This is a genomic window from Rhizobium phaseoli, from assembly GCF_001664385.1.
GTDB lineage: Bacteria > Pseudomonadota > Alphaproteobacteria > Rhizobiales > Rhizobiaceae > Rhizobium > Rhizobium phaseoli.
Genome location: NZ_CP013535.1, coordinates 255175 through 273315, shown reverse-complemented (window position 1 = coordinate 273315; position 18141 = coordinate 255175). Strand labels below are relative to the sequence as shown.

The following is an 18141-nucleotide window of genomic DNA, read 5'->3' as shown; positions in this document are numbered from 1 at the left end:
CGGGGGCTGATCATCGGTGCCAGTGTCGCGTTTCTAACTGGCCGACAGCGTCGCAGCCCTATTCGGCTTTGACAGGTGTTGTAGCCGCAAAGTTGAAGTGTCCTGATTCTGCAAAGTTGGAATGTCACACTCTCCCCGTTTTGATGACGGCGGAGATTGCAGATGGGATTGATAGCGATGAGCGAGCGTGATCTGCAGCGGATCGCGGTTTTGTCGAAGGTTGCCGACGGCCGCATGACGATGGTGTCGGCGTCGCATGTGCTTGCTCTCAGCGAGCGCCAGGTGCGGCGGCTGTTGGATCGCATCAGAACGACCGGTGCGGCATCGATCCGGCACAAGGCGATCGGCCGGCCGTCGAACAACCGGATCAGCGATGGTGTTCGCGATTATGCGGTGACGCTGGTTCGTGAACGTTATGCGGATTTCGGTCCGACGCTGGCGGCCGAGAAGCTTGCCGAGCGCGATGGATTGCGTGTGTCGCGCGAGACGTTGCGCGGCTGGATGACGCAGGCCGGATTGTGGCTGTCACGCAAGCAGCGGCGGACGTTTCATCAGCCGCGCTTGCGGCGCGAAGCCTATGGCGGGCTGGTGCAGATCGACGGGTCCGAGCATCGCTGGTTCGAGGATCGTGGAGATCCGTGCTCGCTCCTGGTGTTTGTCGACGATGCGACGGGCCGGTTGATGCAGTTGCGGTTCGTGCGCTCTGCCTTTTATTCCGACAAGCACTCGGTCTTCCGGGTGACGAAGAAGGAGGCCAAGGGTGGTCAGGGCATGACCCAGTTCGGGCACTCTCGGAGCTAAATATCGAGATTCTCTGTGCAAACTCCAGCCAGGCCAAAGGCCGTGTCGAGCGGATGAACCGGACGCTGCAGGATCGTCTGGTCAAGGAATTGCGACTGGCAGGCATCGACAGCATGGAGGCAGGCAATGCATTTCTGCCGGGCTTCATGGTGGACTACAATGGGCGGTTTGCGATTGTCCCTGCCCGATCCGATGACCTGCACCGGCCGGTAAATCTTGCACCGGATCGGTTGAAAGAGATCCTGTGCAAACGCGAGCAGCGCTATGTCGGATCGCAGCTGACGTTTTCGTTCGAGCGTAAGCGGATCATGCTGGAGGAGAGCGACGTGACGCGCGGATTGGCCGGCCGCTATGTCGAGACCTATGCCTATGCCGACGGCCGCCTCGATGTACGATGGAAGGGACATTCCCTGCCCTACAAAACCTTCGACAAGGACCAGCGGGTGACGCATGCGGCGATCACCGAGAACAAACGGCTCGGCGACGTTCTGTCTTATATCAAGGAGCGTCAGGAGCAGCCGTCGAAGCCGGTGGTGATGACCAACAGCGAGATGAACGGCTATGTGCGACGTGCTCACGGTCCGGGACGGCGGAAGGATTTTACGAACGATCCGGCCGTCATCGAACGCCATAAAGCTGCGCTGGCAAAGCGCGATGCTGCCGAGTGAGGCGTCGATCGCATCGTCTTAAAGCTAAAGCCGATGGGCGCCCCTCACCCGCCCCCGCTCCGCCCTTTCAACCCGGCCCAGCCGGTCGGATCGGGGCTGATCATCAGAGCCAGCGTCGCGTTTCTAACTGGCTGACAATGTCGCCCCTCTAATCAGCTTTGACAGCAATTGTAACCGCAAAGTTAGAATGTAAGAACGACTGGCATCTATTGCTCGATCCATCTCCACCCTATTGCAGGAAAAGGTAAATGTCGCTCTGCATGCCTGATGGCCCCAGAGTGGCCGTGTAGGGCACACCATGGATACTGAAGTTGGTGGGTTTGTCCGCGCTCGGCAGCAAGTCAAACAAGTACATTGCAGGCAGAAGGTCATCTGGTACCGGTTGATTGCCGTGTTGCCAGCTCGGAGGGACAAATCCTCCCAAGTCGTCCACAGGCAGCGTGTACTGTGGGGTGCCGAAGATCGATGCCCCCAAGCTTTGCTCCCATGGTGCGTCTGGCGGATTGACGCTTTGCACCGGTGAATAGGCGGCTGACGGCAAATCCTGCCGGAAGGTCGCTGTATTCCAGCTATCGGGAAGCTGGCCGGGTTGACCCACTCCATGCCAAAACTCTGCGGGATCGGCGATCTGTGTGGAGGACTCCGGTTCAGCCGCCGCAGCCCCCGCTCGAGCACTGTTGGTCGCGGTGCTCAGACGTCGTTGGAGTTGCTCCCGATCGGCGACGAGGTTGTCGAGGTGCAGCACGGCTGGCCGGTCTCTTCGCGCCAGACGTCTAACGAGCGCCCGCGTGCCGTCAACCACGAAGACTCCGCAATCATAGCCGTTCCGCTGTTGGGTCATGCGGACGGGCTCCAGACGGGTACCCAACCTTTGTGCGAGCATTGCTGCAAACTCGTCGTTCTGGCCCCGGAAGGAGTCATAGTGATAGGCAGCCGGCCCCTCGCGGTTGCGACGGTCAACGAGTAGCAGCGACCAATGGGTGCCGCGGTGATCAGGATCCGAAGCACTGGCATCGCTCACTGGAAGGAACAGGAAGTCGGCTGTATCTCTTCCATTCTGATCATTAACGATGCGCTGGAAAGCGCTCAGCGCGGTGCTCTCATCGCCCAGGCGCAGATGATAATGGGCTATCAGGGGATCGATAAGCCGCGTCCTGGCTGCGAGATCCGGATCGTTTCGCTGCAAGTCCTGCATTAGCAGCTCATAATCCGTCTGGATATGCTGGTCGCCCAGCCATTCGATATGGTCGAGCGACAATCCGCTGCGGCCTTCGATCGACGGATCAACCTGCTGCAGCGGCGAAGTTGATCTGAACTCGGCACGTGAATCCGAACGGCCGTCCAGACCGGCCGGTTCGCGGCCACTTGCCGGCTCAGGGGACAACCCCGACGCTGCGTTCGCCTCAACGACTTGCTGGTACTGCCGAAGCCGCTTGAAAGAGATAGTGTGTTTTCCCATGTCTTCGGTGAAGTCTTGGTAATCTTTTTTCAACGACCATTGCTGCTGATCACTGCCGTTGAGCCGGCTCGCTATGCTCTCCCTACCCCTGGTTTGCAGCCAATCACTAAACTTTCGTTGATTGCTGGCCAGTCTCCAGACGACTCTCCTCTTGGAAGTCGAGGCCGATCCGAGCTTGCTCAGCTCTTCGTTGGCCAAGGCATCAATCATGAGGGCGTCGTCGGGATAAGGATGATGCTGTTTCAACTGCGACTCAGCGCCTAGATACTGCCGCAGCCGATCGAGACTCACGTTTATTTTTACTTCAACGTTAGTAGTAAATTCCCTAAAATCGTCCTTCAACGACCGTTGCTGCTCATCACTGCCAGTCAGGCGACTGCTTATGCTCCCCCGACCATTCTTTCGGAGCCAATTACTAAACCTCCGTTGATTGCTGGCCAGATTCAAGACGCCTTTCCTCTTGGAAGTCGAGTCCGGTCCGAGCTTGCTCAGCTCTTCATTGGCGAAGCCATCAATCATGCGGGTGTCGTCGGGATAAGGATCATGCTGTTTCAACTGCGACTCGGCGCCTAGATACTGTCGCAGCCGATCGAAACCCACGCTTATTTTTACTTCAACGTTAGTAGTAAATTCCCTAAAATCGTCCTTCAACGACCGTTGCTGCTCATCACTGCCAGTCAGGCGACTGCTTATGCTCCCCCGACCATTCTTTTGGAGCCAATCACTAAACCTCCGTTGATTTATCGCCATATTCTGGACAACTTTCCTCTTGGAAGTCGAGTCCGGTCCGAGCTTGCTCAGCTCTTCGTTGGCCAAGCCATCAATCATGAGGGCGTCGTCGGGATAAGGATTATGCTGTTTCAACTGGGACTCGGCGCCTAGATACTGCCGCAGCCGATCTAAACTCACGACCACTTTTCCCTCGGCCTCGGTAAATTTCCTAAAATCCTCCTGCAACGACCGTTGCTGCTGATCAGTACCCGTGAGTCGGCTGACTATGCTCCCCCTACCCTCCCTTTTGAGCCAATCGCTAAACTTTCGTTGGTTACTGGCATTTTTCTGAGAAATCGAGACCGGTCCGAACTTACTCAGCTCTTCCTTGGCCAAGCTATCAATGACGCGGGCGTCATCGGGATAGGGATCATGAATTCGGCGGCCCATCAGGCGCGGCCCAGCTCCAACGGCTTGGAGTTCTTGCCCCTCAGGTCCGAGCCTCCTGAAATGAGACAGCGCTGAGTTAAGACGGTTCTGATCGTCCTCACCGCTTGCCCAATAATCCGCGATATCAACGGCTAGTGAATCTGGATCGTTTAAAAACCGAGAAGCCATCGAATCTCTGTTTGCTGCTCGGAGCCAACGAGCGAACCTCCTAAGAATCCCTAAATTGTTCTCGACGGTAGCCTCGGGAACCCTTCCGTCCCCTCGGCCGATGCTACCGTCGGGTAGAATTTCATAGCCTCGGACTGCTTCCGCGAACTGGTTGATGCGGGTCTCGTCATCGGGATGCATGTCCCGGTCGGCGGGGCGACCACGCTTGGCGCCGACGCGAACCTTGGTTGAGGCCACGTGAGTCTCCGTTGCGGCATCGACGTCTTGCTGCCCCGAACCCCTCTCCGGCGCCAGCGACTGCGGCGTCACTCGCATCGAACCGCCCACGGATCTGCGACGCGGCACACGGTCGCCGGCGTCACTATCGTGCGAACCGAGGCGTAAGTCGCTCGGATCCTGTTCCATGTCTCGGCTCTCTGAATAGTAGTCCTCGATCCAGGCGTCCGTATCGAAAGCTCCGGTCACGCCTTCGATCCACCCACTTACTTCGCGAGAATCGTCATCGCGCGGCTGGTTCCGTCTTGGGTACATCGATGCCGGTCCTCCGGAAATTCAAATTTGGAACCTCGATCCTAATGCCTGCCGACCGCCGCCCAGCATGCTAAAGCCAGATCCAATCATGCCCTCAAGGCATGGCCGAACACCATATGGCGACGGCTTGCCGACAATCGTCTGCACTCGACCATCAGGCCGGCACATGGCTTGAGAGGCTCGCCAGCAGTTTCGGGTGATGTGTGGAACATGCAGCGCGAAGGGTGCCGTCAGAATTTCCGATTCCAACCAATCTTTCCGCCGGCCTTTCTGATTTCGCCGCCTCAGGCAACGGAACCATTGCGGTGTAGCTGCTGACAGAACCCGTTGCGCGCCTGATAGTTATGCGACCTATGGGGCGGCGATCAGGATGAGACGCGCGCGACAATCTGGATGAGATTCTTATGTCGCGGTCGGGATGAAGTTATCATGTTGATTGTCGCTGGCAAGAGCTTCATCGTGGTCTGATTGCCGCTCCGCGACAAACTGTGCGGTGCCTTTGATTGTCGCGAATGAGGCTGGCCTGCCGCGCCGGCGTTTGACCCCCATGGGTGGAACGTCGTCGATAGCTTTCAACGTTCATTTCGAATGATCGTTGCGTGATGAACAAGTCGGTCCACCGCGGCACCCGCCCGCAGGCATTAGTTGCAGGATACGGGGTCGGCATCGAGTACCCAACTCACACGTTGGCTCATGATCGCCGCATGAAATGCATCCGGCGCCATGGGGGGGTCGTCCGGGCCTGAAGCCATAGTAGAACCCGCAAAGGATAGGCCGTCATCGACGGCACTAAGCACTTCAGCGACCGCGCCAGCATCCTTCGCACCCGAGGCTCTTCCCGCATCCGTATCTGTCTACACTTCAGATGCGACAGCCGTCGCCTCTTGGGATGCTGGCCAAACGTCACGTTTTGAAGGAAGACGGACGACGTGCACATTCGATGTTGCCCCGGCACTGGGGATCGTCTCATCTGGGTTGGCGCGCTGCACGTGGCCGCGTAAAAACGGATTCTCTCTCAACGGTTTGGTGCTTTTTCAAGAACGACTGGCATCTATTGCTCGATCCATCTCCACCCTATTGCAGGAAAAGGTAAATGTCGCTCTGCATGCCTGATGGCCCCAGAGTGGCCGTGTAGGGCACACCATGGATAGTGATGCTGGTCTGGGGTTTGTCCGCGCTCGGCAGCAAGTCAAACAAGTACATTGCAGGCAGAAGGTCATCTGGTACCGGTTGATTGCCGTGTTGCCAGCTCGGAGGGACAAATCCTCCCAAGTCGTCCACAGGCAGCGTGTACTGTGGGGTGCCGAAGATCGATGCCCCCAAGCTTTGCTCCCATGGTGCGTCTGGCGGATTGACGCTTTGCACCGGTGAATAGGCGGCTGACGGCAAATCCTGCCGGAAGGTCGCTGTATTCCAGCTATCGGGAAGCTGGCCGGGTTGACCCACTCCATGCCAAAACTCTGCGGGATCGGCGATCTGTGTGGAGGACTCCGGTTCAGCCGCCGCAGCCCCCGCTCGAGCACTGTTGGTCGCGGTGCTCAGACGTCGTTGGAGTTGCTCCCGATCGGCGACGAGGTTGTCGAGGTGCAGCACGGCTGGCCGGTCTCTTCGCGCCAGACGTCTAACGAGCGCCCGCGTGCCGTCAACCACGAAGACTCCGCAATCATAGCCGTTCCGCTGTTGGGTCATGCGGACGGGCTCCAGACGGGTACCCAACCTTTGTGCGAGCATTGCTGCAAACTCGTCGTTCTGGCCCCGGAAGGAGTCATAGTGATAGGCAGCCGGCCCCTCGCGGTTGCGACGGTCAACGAGTAGCAGCGACCAATGGGTGCCGCGGTGATCAGGATCCGAAGCACTGGCATCGCTCACTGGAAGGAACAGGAAGTCGGCTGTATCTCTTCCATTCTGATCATTAACGATGCGCTGGAAAGCGCTCAGCGCGGTGCTCTCATCGCCCAGGCGCAGATGATAATGGGCTATCAGGGGATCGATAAGCCGCGTCCTGGCTGCGAGATCCGGATCGTTTCGCTGCAAGTCCTGCATTAGCAGCTCATAATCCGTCTGGATATGCTGGTCGCCCAGCCATTCGATATGGTCGAGCGACAATCCGCTGCGGCCTTCGATCGACGGATCAACCTGCTGCAGCGGCGAAGTTGATCTGAACTCGGCACGTGAATCCGAACGGCCGTCCAGACCGGCCGGTTCGCGGCCACTTGCCGGCTCAGGGGACAACCCCGACGCTGCGTTCGCCTCAACGACTTGCTGGTACTGCCGAAGCCGCTTGAAAGAGATAGTGTGTTTTCCCATGTCTTCGGTGAAGTCTTGGTAATCTTTTTTCAACGACCATTGCTGCTGATCACTGCCGTTGAGCCGGCTCGCTATGCTCTCCCTACCCCTGGTTTGCAGCCAATCACCAAACTTTCGCTGATTGCTGACCAGCTTCGAGACGACTATCCTCTGCGAAGTCGAGTCCGATCCGAGCTTGCTCAGCTCTTCGTTGGCGAAGCTATCAATCATGAGGGCGTCGTCGGGATAAGGATTATGCTGTTTCAACTGCGACTCAGCGCCTAGATACTGCCGCAGCCGATCGAGACTCACGTTTATTCTTTTTCCTTCAGCCTTGGTAAAGGCCCTCAAATCGTCCTTTAACGACCGTTGCTGCTGATCACTGCCAGTCAGGCGACTGGCTATGCTCCCCCGACCCTTCTTTCGGAGCCAATCACTAAACCTCCGTTTATTGCTGGCCAGATTCAAAACGCTTTTCCGCTTGGAACTCGAGTCCGATCCGAGCTTGCTCAGCTCTTCCTTGGTGAAGCTATCAATCATGAGGGCGTCGTCGGGATAAGGATTATGCTGTTTCAACTGGGACTCGGCGCCTAGATACTGCCGCAGCCGATCTAAACTCACGACCACTTTTTTTCCTTCCTCCTTGGTAAAGGCCCTAAAATCCTCCTGCAACGACCGTTGCTGCTCATCAGTACCCGTGAGTCGGCTGACTATGCTCTCCCTGCCCTCCCTTTTGAGCCAAGCGCTAAATTTTCGTTGGTTACTGGCATTTTTCCGGGAAGTCGCGGCCGGTCGGAGCTTACTCCGCTCTTCGTTGGCCAAGGCATCAATAATGAGGGCGTCGTCGGGATGGGGATCATGCTGTTTCAACTGCGACTCAGCGCCTAGATACTGCCGCAGCCGATCGAAACTCACGCTTATTTTTTTTCCTTCAGCGTTGGTAAAGTTACTGTAATCGTCCTTTAACGACTGTTGCTGCTGATCACTGCCAGTCAGGCGACTGGCGATGCTCTCCCTGCCCTCCCTTTGGAGCCAATCGCTAAACCTCCGTTGATTGCTGGCCATATTCCAGACAACATTCCTCTTGGAAGTCGAGACCGGTCGGAGCTTACTCCGCTCTTCGTTGGCCAAGGCATCAATAATGAGGGCGTCGTCGGGATAGGGAACATGAATTCGGCGCCCCATCAGGCGCGGCCCAGGTCCAACGGCTTGGAGTTCTTGCCCCTCAGGCGAGAGCCTCCTGAAATGAGACAGTGCTGAGTTAAGACGCTTACGATCGTCCCCACCGTTTGCCCAGTAATCCGCGATATCACCGGCTAGCGAATCTGGATCGTTTAAAAACCGAGAAGCCATCGAATCTCTGTTTTCTGCTCGGAGCCAACGAGCGAACCTCCTAAGAATCCCTAAATTGTTCTCGACGGTAGCCTCGGGAACCCTTCCGTCCCCTCGGCCGACGCTACCGTCGGGTAGAATTTCGTAGTTTCGGACTGCTTCCGCGAACTGGTTGATGCGGGTCTCGTCATCGGGATGCATGTCCCGGTCGGCGGGGCGACCACGCTTGGCGCCGACGCGAGCCTTGGTTGAGACCACGTGAGTCTCCGTTGCGGCATCGACGTCTTGCTGCCCCGAACCCCTCTCCGGCGCCAGCGACTGCGGCGTCACTCGCATCGAACCGCCCACGGAACTGCGACGCGGCACACGGTCGCCGGCGTCACTATCGTGCGAACCGAGGCGCAAGTCGGTCGGATCCTGTTCCATCTCTCGGCTCTCTGGATAGCAATCCTCAATCCAGGCGTCCGTATCGAAAGCTCCGGTCACGCCTTCGATCCACCCACTAACTTCGCGAGAATCGTCATCGCGCGGCTGGTTCCGTCTTGGGTACATCGATGCCGGTCCTCCGGAAATTCAAATTTGGAACCTCGATCCTAATGCCTGCCGACCGCCGCCCAGCATGCTAAAGCCAGATCCAATCATGCCCTCAAGGCATGGCCGAACACCATATGGCGACGGCTTGCCGACAATCGTCTGCACTCGACCATCAGGCCGACACAGAGGCTCGCCAGCTTGCCGCTTGCCATGCGGAGCCCGCCATTCGATGTCGCCCCCGGCACTGGGGATCGTCTCATCTGGGTTGGCGCGCTGCACGTGGCCGCGTAAAAACGGATTCTCTCTCAACGGTTTGGTGCTTTTCAAGAACGACTGGCATCTATTGCTCAATCCATCTCCACCCTATTGCAGGAAAAGGTAAATGTCGTTCTCCATGCCTGATGGCCCCAGAGTGGCCGTGTAGGGCACACCATGGATACTGAAGTTGGTGGGTTTGTCCGCGCTCGGCAGCAAGTCAAACAAGTACATTGCAGGCAGAAGGTCATCTGGTACCGGTTGATTGCCGTGTTGCCAGCTCGGAGGGACAAATCCTCCCAAGTCGTCCACAGGCAGCGTGTACTGTGGGGTGCCGAAGATCGATGCCCCCAAGCTTTGCTCCCATGGTGCGTCTGGCGGATTGACGCTTTGCACCGGTGAATAGGCGGCTGACGGCAAATCCTGCCGGAAGGTCGCTGTATTCCAGCTATCGGGAAGCTGGCCGGGTTGAGCCACTCCATGCCAAAACTCTGCGGGATCGGCGATCTGTGTGGAGGACTCCGGTTCAGCCGCCGCAGCCCCCGCTCGAGCACTGTTGGGCGCGGGGCTCAGACGTCGTTGGAGTTGCTCCCGATCGGCGACGAGGTTGTCGAGGTGCAGCACGGCTGGCCGGCCTCTTCGTGCCAGTCGTCTAACGAGCGCCCGCGTGCCGTCAACCACGAAGACTCCGCAATCATAGTCGTTGCGCTGTTGGGTCATGCGGACGGGCTCCAGACGGGTACCCAACCTTTGTGCGAGCATTGCTGCAAACTCGTTGTTCTGGCCCCGGAAGGAGTCATAGTGATAGGCAGCCGGCCCCTCGCGGTTGCGACGGTCAACGAGTAGCAGCGACCAATGGGTGCCGCGGTGATCAGGATCCGAAGCACTGGCATCGCTCACTGGAAGGAACAGGAAGTCGGCTGTATCTCTTCCATTCTGATCATTAACGATGCGCTGGAAAGCGCTCAGCGCGGTGCTCTCATCGCCCAGGCGCAGATGATAATGGGCTATCAGGGGATCGATAAGCCGCGTCCTGGCTGCGAGATCCGGATCGTTTCGCTGCAAGTCCTGCATTAGCAGCTCATAATCCGTCTGGATATGCTGGTCGCCCAGCCATTCGATATGGTCGAGCGACAATCCGCTGCGGCCTTCGATCGACGGATCAACCTGCTGCAGCGGCGAAGTTGATCTGAACTCGGCACGTGAATCCGAACGGCCGTCCAGACCGGCCGGTTCGCGGCCACTTGCCGGCTCAGGGGACAACCCCGACGCTGCGTTCGCCTCAACGACTTGCTGGTACTGCCGAAGCCGCTTGAAAGAGATAGTGTGTTTTCCCATGTCTTCGGTGAAGTCTTGGTAATCTTTTTTCAACGACCATTGCTGCTGATCACTGCCGTTGAGCCGGCTCGCTATGCTCTCCCTACCCCTGGTTTGCAGCCAATCACTAAACTTTCGTTGATTGCTGGCCAGTCTCCAGACGACTCTCCTCTTGGAAGTCGAGGCCGATCCGAGCTTGCTCAGCTCTTCGTTGGCCAAGGCATCAATCATGAGGGCGTCGTCGGGATAAGGATGATGCTGTTTCAACTGCGACTCAGCGCCTAGATACTGCCGCAGCCGATCGAGACTCACGTTTATTTTTACTTCAACGTTAGTAGTAAATTCCCTAAAATCGTCCTTCAACGACCGTTGCTGCTCATCACTGCCAGTCAGGCGACTGCTTATGCTCCCCCGACCATTCTTTCGGAGCCAATTACTAAACCTCCGTTGATTGCTGGCCAGATTCAAGACGCCTTTCCTCTTGGAAGTCGAGTCCGGTCCGAGCTTGCTCAGCTCTTCATTGGCGAAGCCATCAATCATGCGGGTGTCGTCGGGATAAGGATCATGCTGTTTCAACTGCGACTCGGCGCCTAGATACTGTCGCAGCCGATCGAAACCCACGCTTATTTTTACTTCAACGTTAGTAGTAAATTCCCTAAAATCGTCCTTCAACGACCGTTGCTGCTCATCACTGCCAGTCAGGCGACTGCTTATGCTCCCCCGACCATTCTTTTGGAGCCAATCACTAAACCTCCGTTGATTTATCGCCATATTCTGGACAACTTTCCTCTTGGAAGTCGAGTCCGGTCCGAGCTTGCTCAGCTCTTCGTTGGCCAAGCCATCAATCATGAGGGCGTCGTCGGGATAAGGATTATGCTGTTTCAACTGGGACTCGGCGCCTAGATACTGCCGCAGCCGATCTAAACTCACGACCACTTTTCCCTCGGCCTCGGTAAATTTCCTAAAATCCTCCTGCAACGACCGTTGCTGCTGATCAGTACCCGTGAGTCGGCTGACTATGCTCCCCCTACCCTCCCTTTTGAGCCAATCGCTAAACTTTCGTTGGTTACTGGCATTTTTCTGAGAAATCGAGACCGGTCCGAACTTACTCAGCTCTTCCTTGGCCAAGCTATCAATGACGCGGGCGTCATCGGGATAGGGATCATGAATTCGGCGGCCCATCAGGCGCGGCCCAGCTCCAACGGCTTGGAGTTCTTGCCCCTCAGGTCCGAGCCTCCTGAAATGAGACAGCGCTGAGTTAAGACGGTTCTGATCGTCCTCACCGCTTGCCCAATAATCCGCGATATCAACGGCTAGTGAATCTGGATCGTTTAAAAACCGAGAAGCCATCGAATCTCTGTTTGCTGCTCGGAGCCAACGAGCGAACCTCCTAAGAATCCCTAAATTGTTCTCGACGGTAGCCTCGGGAACCCTTCCGTCCCCTCGGCCGATGCTACCGTCGGGTAGAATTTCATAGCCTCGGACTGCTTCCGCGAACTGGTTGATGCGGGTCTCGTCATCGGGATGCATGTCCCGGTCGGCGGGGCGACCACGCTTGGCGCCGACGCGAACCTTGGTTGAGGCCACGTGAGTCTCCGTTGCGGCATCGACGTCTTGCTGCCCCGAACTCCGCGACGACGTCTTGCCGCTGCTCAATCCGAACGCCTTCTTGAACCCTGACGCCATGCGCGACGTAAATCCGCGGCGTTTGCCCTGCGGCGCCGCGGCGACTTCGCCCGCCTCCGCCATATTGCTCGATGTCTTGCTCCCCGAGCCGCCGAATCGCAAGCTGCTGGAGCCCGCCCGAGAGACGTCTATGCTGTGGCGGGCGCCGCTCAACGAGTTCTCCGGCGCCAACGACTGCGGCGTCACTCGCATCGAACCGCCCACGGATCTGCGACGCGGCACACGGTCGCCGGCGTCACTGTCGTGCGAACCGAGGCGCAAGTCTGTGTTTCGGCGTGCAAATTTGACCCCCTTGGCGGGGTAATCGGCGTCCAATTTTGACCCCCCTCAGATTTCATCTGACCATCCGGCTTTTGGCGGCGGATGGAGTGGGAGTTGAAGCGAGTGGATACTATTGCGCGTGTTCGACGGGCCTTCCATGTGCAGGGCTGGTCGGTGAAGAAGATCGTCCGGGAACTGCATGTTTCGCGCAACACGGTCCGCAAGATTTTGCGTTCCGACGAGACCGATTTTACCTATGAACGAGAGCGACAACCGCTGCCGAGGATCGGAGCGTGGAAGGCCGAGATCGAGCGGTTCCTGACGACCAACGAGGGCAAGCCATCGCGCGAACGGTTGACGCTGATCCGGATTTACGAGGAGGTTCGGGCACTCGGCTACGACGGCAGTTATGACGCGATCCGGCGATACGCCAAGACCTGGGCGAAGAACCGGGGAGCCATGACGGCGGAAGCCTACGTGCCGCTCTATTACGCGCCGGGTGAGGCCTACCAGTTCGACTGGAGCCACGAGATCATTCTGATCAACGGCGTGACGACGACCGTCAAGGTTGCTCACGTCCGGCTCTGCCACAGCCGGATGATGTTCGTCAGGGCCTATATGCGCGAAAGCCAGGAGATGGTGTTCGATGCGCACGACAAGGCCTTCGCCTTCTTCCGTGGCACCTGCACGCGCGGCATCTACGACAACATGAAGACGGCGGTCGAGGCCGTATTCGTCGGCAAGGAGCGGCAATACAATCGCCGTTTCCTGCAGATGTGCAGCCATTATCTCGTTCATCCCGTGGCCTGCACGCCCGCATCAGGCTGGGAGAAGGGGCAGGTCGAGAACCAGGTTGGCCTCGTGCGCGAACGCTTCTTCACTCCACGCCTTCGCGTCAAAAGCCTGGAAGAGCTGAACGTATGGCTGCTCGACAAGTGCATCGCCTACGCCAAGGCGCACCGCCATCCCGAGCAGACCGAGCGGATGATCTGGCAAATGTTCGAGGAGGAGCGCGGCAGCCTCGTCCATTACGTCGGGCCGTTCGACGGATTCCACTGCGTCCCGACCTCGGTGTCGAAGACCTGCACGGTCCGCTTCGACAACAACAAATACTCCGTCCTCTCAACTGCGGTCGGCCGGCCGGTCGAGGTTCACGCCTATGCCGAGAAGATCGTCATCAGGCAGGACGGTGTGAACGTCGGTGAGCATCCTCGTTGCTTTGGCCGTGGCGAGACGATCTACGATCCCTGGCATTATGTCCCTGTTCTGGCACGCAAACCCGGTGCTTTGCGCAATGGTGCGCCGTTCCGTGAATGGGTCCTACCCACAGCGATGGAGAAAGTGCGCCGGCGGCTGAAGAGTGTCCATGATGGTGATCGGCAAATGGTCACCATTCTCGGATGCGTTCCCGCCGACGGTCTGGCGGCCGTCGATGCTGCCTGCCAGGAGGCTTTGGATCACGGCGTCTGCTCGGCCTCGGTGATCATCAACATTCTGGCCCGGAGCCGTGATCCGGCCCCGGCCGCAACCCTGCAAACCCCGGATGCGCTGCGGCTTACCCATGAACCGGTCGCCGACTGCGCACGGTATGACAGCCTCAGGAGGGCAAGCTGATGGAACGCACACAGGTTCTCGAACTGATGAGCACGCTGAAGCTCTATGGAATGCGCGGCGCTTACGACGAGGTCATGGGCAACGGCATCAAGCGGCAGCACGAACCGCCGCGCATCGTCGGCGATCTCTTGCAGTCGGAGATCGCCGAGAAGCAGGCCCGCTCCATTCGCTACCAGCTCAGCATTGCCAAGCTGCCGCTCGCCAAGGACATCGACGACTTCGACTTCGCCGATACGCCCGTCAATGAACCCCTGGTGCGGGAGCTGTCGACCGGCACCTTCGTCGCCGATCAGCGCAATGTTGTCCTCGTCGGCGGCACGGGAACCGGGAAGAGCCATCTGGCCATCGCGATTGCCCGCGCACTGATCCGCAACGGAACACGCGGGCGCTTCTTCAATGTCGTCGATCTGGTCAATCGCTTGGAAACGGAAACGCGCAGCGGCAAGCAGGGGCGGACGGCCGACTACCTCAACCGTCTCGACTTCATCATCCTTGACGAACTCGGCTACCTGCCGTTCGCCCAGGCCGGCGGCCAACTCCTGTTCCATCTGATCAGCAGGCTCTACGAGCGGACTTCGATCATCGTCACCACGAACCTGGCCTTTGGAGAATGGCCGACGGTGTTCGGTGACGCCAAGATGACGACCGCGCTTCTGGACCGTCTCACCCACCACTGCGAGATCGTCGAAACCGGAAACGAATCCTGGCGCTTCAAGAACCGCTCTCAAAGCTAAAGCCGAAGACGATCATCACGCGCACTTGGCCTACCCTCTGCAACCCCGGCCAGCGCCGGGCAGGCCAAGCGCTGATCTACAGCATATGGGGGGTCAAAATTGGACGCCGATAAGGGGTGAACTTTGGACGCCGATTGACACAAGTCGCTCAGATCCTGTTCCACATCTCGTCTCTGTGAATTGTACTCCCGGATCCAGGCGTCCGTATCGAAAGCTCCGGTCACGCCTTCGATCCACTCACTTACTTCGCGAGAATCGTCATCGCGCGGCTGGTTCCGTCTTGGGTACATCGATGCCGGTCCTCCGGAAATCAAATTTGGAACCTCGATCCTATTGACGCCGGACGGCTCTCCTTCCCGTCGAAGCAGGACGAACAGTCGCCGATAGCCGAAACGCCGACGCTCGTTTGCAAGGTCACGCAGCTTTGCCCGCAGCGCCACCTCCGGCGGTCGGCAGGACCGATAACGCACCGTCTTGCGGTCGGCGGATATGATCTGGCAGGCCCGCCGCTCCGAAAGACCCATCACGGCCTTCAGATGCGTGACGGCTTCACGCTTGGCGGCAGGCCCTACCATTTTTTTTTGCAAGAAGCTCGCGGAGCGCGGCCGCATCCAGCATCTGTTCGGCCAGCAGCTTTTTCAGCCTGGCGTTCTCGTCCTCAAGCGCCTTCAGCCGCTTGGCCTCGGACACTTCCATACCACCGTATTTGGCTTTCCAGTTGTAAAACGTCGCTTCCGAAATCCCGTGCTTACGGCAGAGGTCGGCCGCCTTCGCGCCTGCCTCCTGCTCCTTCAGTACCGCAATTATCTGCTCTTCGGTAAACCTCTGCTTCTTCATTCGTCCGTCCTTTGATGGGCCGGACTCTAATCAATTCTGGAGGAAATTCGCAGTGGCAGGTCACCTTCACCACCTAAGGGGTCACGTGGCTCCGCTTTTCCAAAGCATTTTAGAATATCGATTTTGCATGATGGCGACCAGTCCGGTTGCACTAGCATATGCGTAATCTGCAATTGGAGACCAACAACGGTGAAAACAGAACAGGCCCGCGGGGCGGTAAATTTTCCGAGACGCCTCTAACATTCAAGCTAATCTTAGCCCTGCCGCGGCGCAGACACCTCCGACGGACTGTCAGCCGATTCGACGATGGTCTGGCGAAGGGAGCCACGCTTTCGCGGATCCTCGAGGCTTGGGCTGAGGTAAAGGGATCAGGAGCGGCGCATGCAACGCGCACCGCCCGCTTCATCGAGTCTAGCAGTCACGTATCCGCTTTATAGGCCGGACATGTGAGCGCACCGTTCCCATGTGAAGCGACTGAAAAGAATGCGCTTCATCACACCTTTCACTCTCAGGAGAGACCGCCATGGATAACTCAGAACGATCGCTGCGCTACAACATTTCCGAGGAAGATGATCGCACCCGGGCCATGGCGGGGTGGATCGAGAATATGACCGGGGCACAAACGCTTACGGGCATGCCGTCCCGATCAACGCCAGATCCCCATGCTCTTTCGCCTTCGTCGCCAACGCGACCATACTCGCTCTCTTCCGAACCTCCAATTAAGGTGCTCGACAGATCGACATTTGCCAGAAAAGTAAGGGAATTTTACGGTGATGAAATCAAGCACATTTCCGTCAATCCACAAGAGTACTCGCCCTTCGTGTCCTCTAAAGCCCTGCGTACGGCTACCATCGCTCGACTCTACGGCGGCACCGACAATGATACGCCCAGCGCGCGATATTTCAGCTATGATCTGGGAGAACGAAGCGTTGGGCTTTTAAGAACAGAGGATGGATTTAGCATCGAAAACGAGCCGTGGCGGGAACTATTTCCCGGTCGAAGAAGAATCACGTCGATTGTAGACCTTCGCGTTACTCATCCGCTTGTCGAGAACGCAGGCGATATTCTGCTCGAACATCAACTTCAACTCGACGGCGAACAGCCGTTGATCATGTCACGTCCCGCTACGCCGGAGATGGGAACCCGTCTAGAGCAGATGGGTTTCGTTAATGTGGGTGAAAATCGCTGGGTGCTCGACCCTACGCAACATCCCGACAAGTGGACAAAGAATAGCAAGGGTGGATGGCAGCGCGCCGACAAACCTTGGAGTTATCTCTCTAAAACCGTGGAGTATCTTAGCGACGATGAAGCAGGTGTCGAGGAGCATTCGAGTGACGCCAGTGTCGAGACAGATTCATCCGATGATGACCCGTCTTGGTACTTCGAACACCTCAATTTGAACCGCGGCTAAAAGCTTGCCTCATCGTGAGGACTTTTTGCGCCGCCGGCTGAGTTGATACGCCCTTGTATTACGGGAGGACGCAGGCGAAGATTAGAGACTGCAATAATTGCTGCGACTCTCTGCGACGGCCCGCCTCATGCTGCACTCCGATCCTGCCGCGATGCAGATTGGCGGGGCTGGCTTCTGGGTGGTCCGCAACGATATCGCCGTTGGGGGTATCTTCTGATAATGGCCGTCGGGTTCGAAAACCTTCTGGTTGAGCCCCTAAAAGATCACCCAGGTACTCCCCAGGCGCCTCATGAATAACGACACCGAAGCGCTTGAACTCGAATCGCTCGTATCCGGACCCGTCGCCAAGCCCAAGGCGACCGTCCGACACGATGTCGATGAATGATCGACGTGCGAGCTGACCGGAAACCGCAAGGTCCGGTCGACATCATCGGGACGCGCCCATGGGCCCCATCGGCACGCGTCGGCGAATAGCGGCGAGATCCGTCTCGTCGGCGCGTTCCAGTTCTCGACCATCGGCGTGCGCACATAGCCGAGCTCTTATGGCCGTCAGGCCCACTCGACGCGACGCCAACTCGCATGCCAAACTTTTCGTGATCAAGATCAGGCCCCTTCCAGGCAGCGTAGCCGTTGCGTCTGGGGCGCCCAGCAACCCGCCCAGCGAGGCCACATTGAAGATCGCAGGGCCGCGCGGCAACGCCGCACCGCACCGTTCCGCTTCCAGGAAGATCCACGGCAACGACAATGTCGCCGTTTGTCGCAAAGGCATCGACCAGAGCGCGGCCAATCCCGCCTGCAGCGCGTGTAATGACGGCGGGTGTCTGCTTGCTTCATGGATTAGCTTCTCCTGCTCCGGCGTATGCGATCTAACGCTAAAGGAGCCAGATGACAGCAAGTTAGCACCACGTCCCGGAAAAGAAGAGTTCGGCACCAGCTGAACGCGCCGCTATTCCGCCTCGGCTTTTCATGCTCTTTGCCGCTTCCGAGCGTATAGACCGGGTCGTTAGAATGCGATGTTCCGATCGGCTGCCTGAAACCGAACCGCTCAAACTCTGGCGACGCCGCCTGCTGTGTCTGCTCCTCGAG

The 18141-nt window shown here is 58.0% G+C and carries 5 protein-coding genes and 4 pseudogenes; 4 read left to right on the top strand and 5 right to left on the bottom strand.

Annotation, left to right across the window (positions count from 1 at the left end; all coding sequences use genetic code 11):
• Window positions 1–162 precede the first annotated feature (162 nt).
• Window positions 163–1469 (top strand): annotated as a pseudogene (locus AMC88_RS26420) (helix-turn-helix domain-containing protein).
• Between the two features lie 229 nt (window positions 1470–1698).
• On the opposite strand, the gene AMC88_RS26415 reads toward AMC88_RS26420, so the two are convergent.
• The 4 genes and pseudogenes from AMC88_RS26415 to AMC88_RS26405 form a co-directional block, all read right to left on the bottom strand.
• Window positions 1699–4788 carry a Ulp1 family isopeptidase gene (locus AMC88_RS26415; RefSeq protein ID WP_064830113.1) on the bottom strand — a complete coding sequence of 1030 codons (3090 nt, stop codon included), beginning with the start codon at window positions 4786–4788 and terminating at the stop codon, window positions 1699–1701.
• Window positions 4789–5190: 402 nt separating this feature from the next.
• A pseudogene (locus AMC88_RS34720) lies at window positions 5191–5414 on the bottom strand (hypothetical protein); the annotation flags it as partial.
• A gap of 448 nt (window positions 5415–5862) precedes the next feature.
• Window positions 5863–8958, bottom strand: a complete 3096-nt coding sequence (locus AMC88_RS26410; RefSeq protein WP_064830112.1) for a Ulp1 family isopeptidase — start codon at window positions 8956–8958, stop codon at window positions 5863–5865.
• A 345-nt stretch (window positions 8959–9303) separates the two neighbouring features.
• Window positions 9304–12513 (bottom strand): Ulp1 family isopeptidase, encoded by a 3210-nt coding sequence (locus AMC88_RS26405; protein ID WP_237353182.1) that lies wholly within the window; start codon window positions 12511–12513, stop codon window positions 9304–9306.
• Window positions 12514–12573: 60 nt separating this feature from the next.
• Here AMC88_RS26405 and istA point away from each other — a divergent pair.
• Window positions 12574–14067, top strand: a pseudogene (gene istA, locus AMC88_RS26400) (IS21 family transposase); the annotation flags it as partial.
• 5 nt (window positions 14068–14072) lie between these two features.
• On the top strand, window positions 14073–14807 hold the full coding sequence (gene istB / locus AMC88_RS26395; RefSeq protein ID WP_064818141.1) for an IS21-like element helper ATPase IstB: 735 nt from the start codon (window positions 14073–14075) through the stop codon (window positions 14805–14807).
• A 326-nt stretch (window positions 14808–15133) separates the two neighbouring features.
• On the opposite strand, the pseudogene AMC88_RS32540 reads toward istB, so the two are convergent.
• A pseudogene (locus AMC88_RS32540) lies at window positions 15134–15644 on the bottom strand (transposase); the annotation flags it as partial.
• A gap of 523 nt (window positions 15645–16167) precedes the next feature.
• Here AMC88_RS32540 and AMC88_RS26380 point away from each other — a divergent pair.
• Window positions 16168–17055 carry a hypothetical protein gene (locus tag AMC88_RS26380; protein ID WP_008536079.1) on the top strand — a complete coding sequence of 296 codons (888 nt, stop codon included), beginning with the start codon at window positions 16168–16170 and terminating at the stop codon, window positions 17053–17055.
• Window positions 17056–18141: the final 1086 nt, after the last annotated feature.

Excerpts from the sequence above, each read along its gene's own strand:
- AMC88_RS26415 (WP_064830113.1), bottom strand. The coding sequence starts at position 4,788 with ATGTACCCAAGACGGAACCAGCCGCGCGATGACGATTCTCGCGAAGTA.
- AMC88_RS26410 (WP_064830112.1), bottom strand. The coding sequence starts at position 8,958 with ATGTACCCAAGACGGAACCAGCCGCGCGATGACGATTCTCGCGAAGTT.
- istB (WP_064818141.1), top strand. The coding sequence starts at position 14,073 with ATGGAACGCACACAGGTTCTCGAACTGATGAGCACGCTGAAGCTCTAT.
- AMC88_RS26380 (WP_008536079.1), top strand. The coding sequence starts at position 16,168 with ATGGATAACTCAGAACGATCGCTGCGCTACAACATTTCCGAGGAAGAT.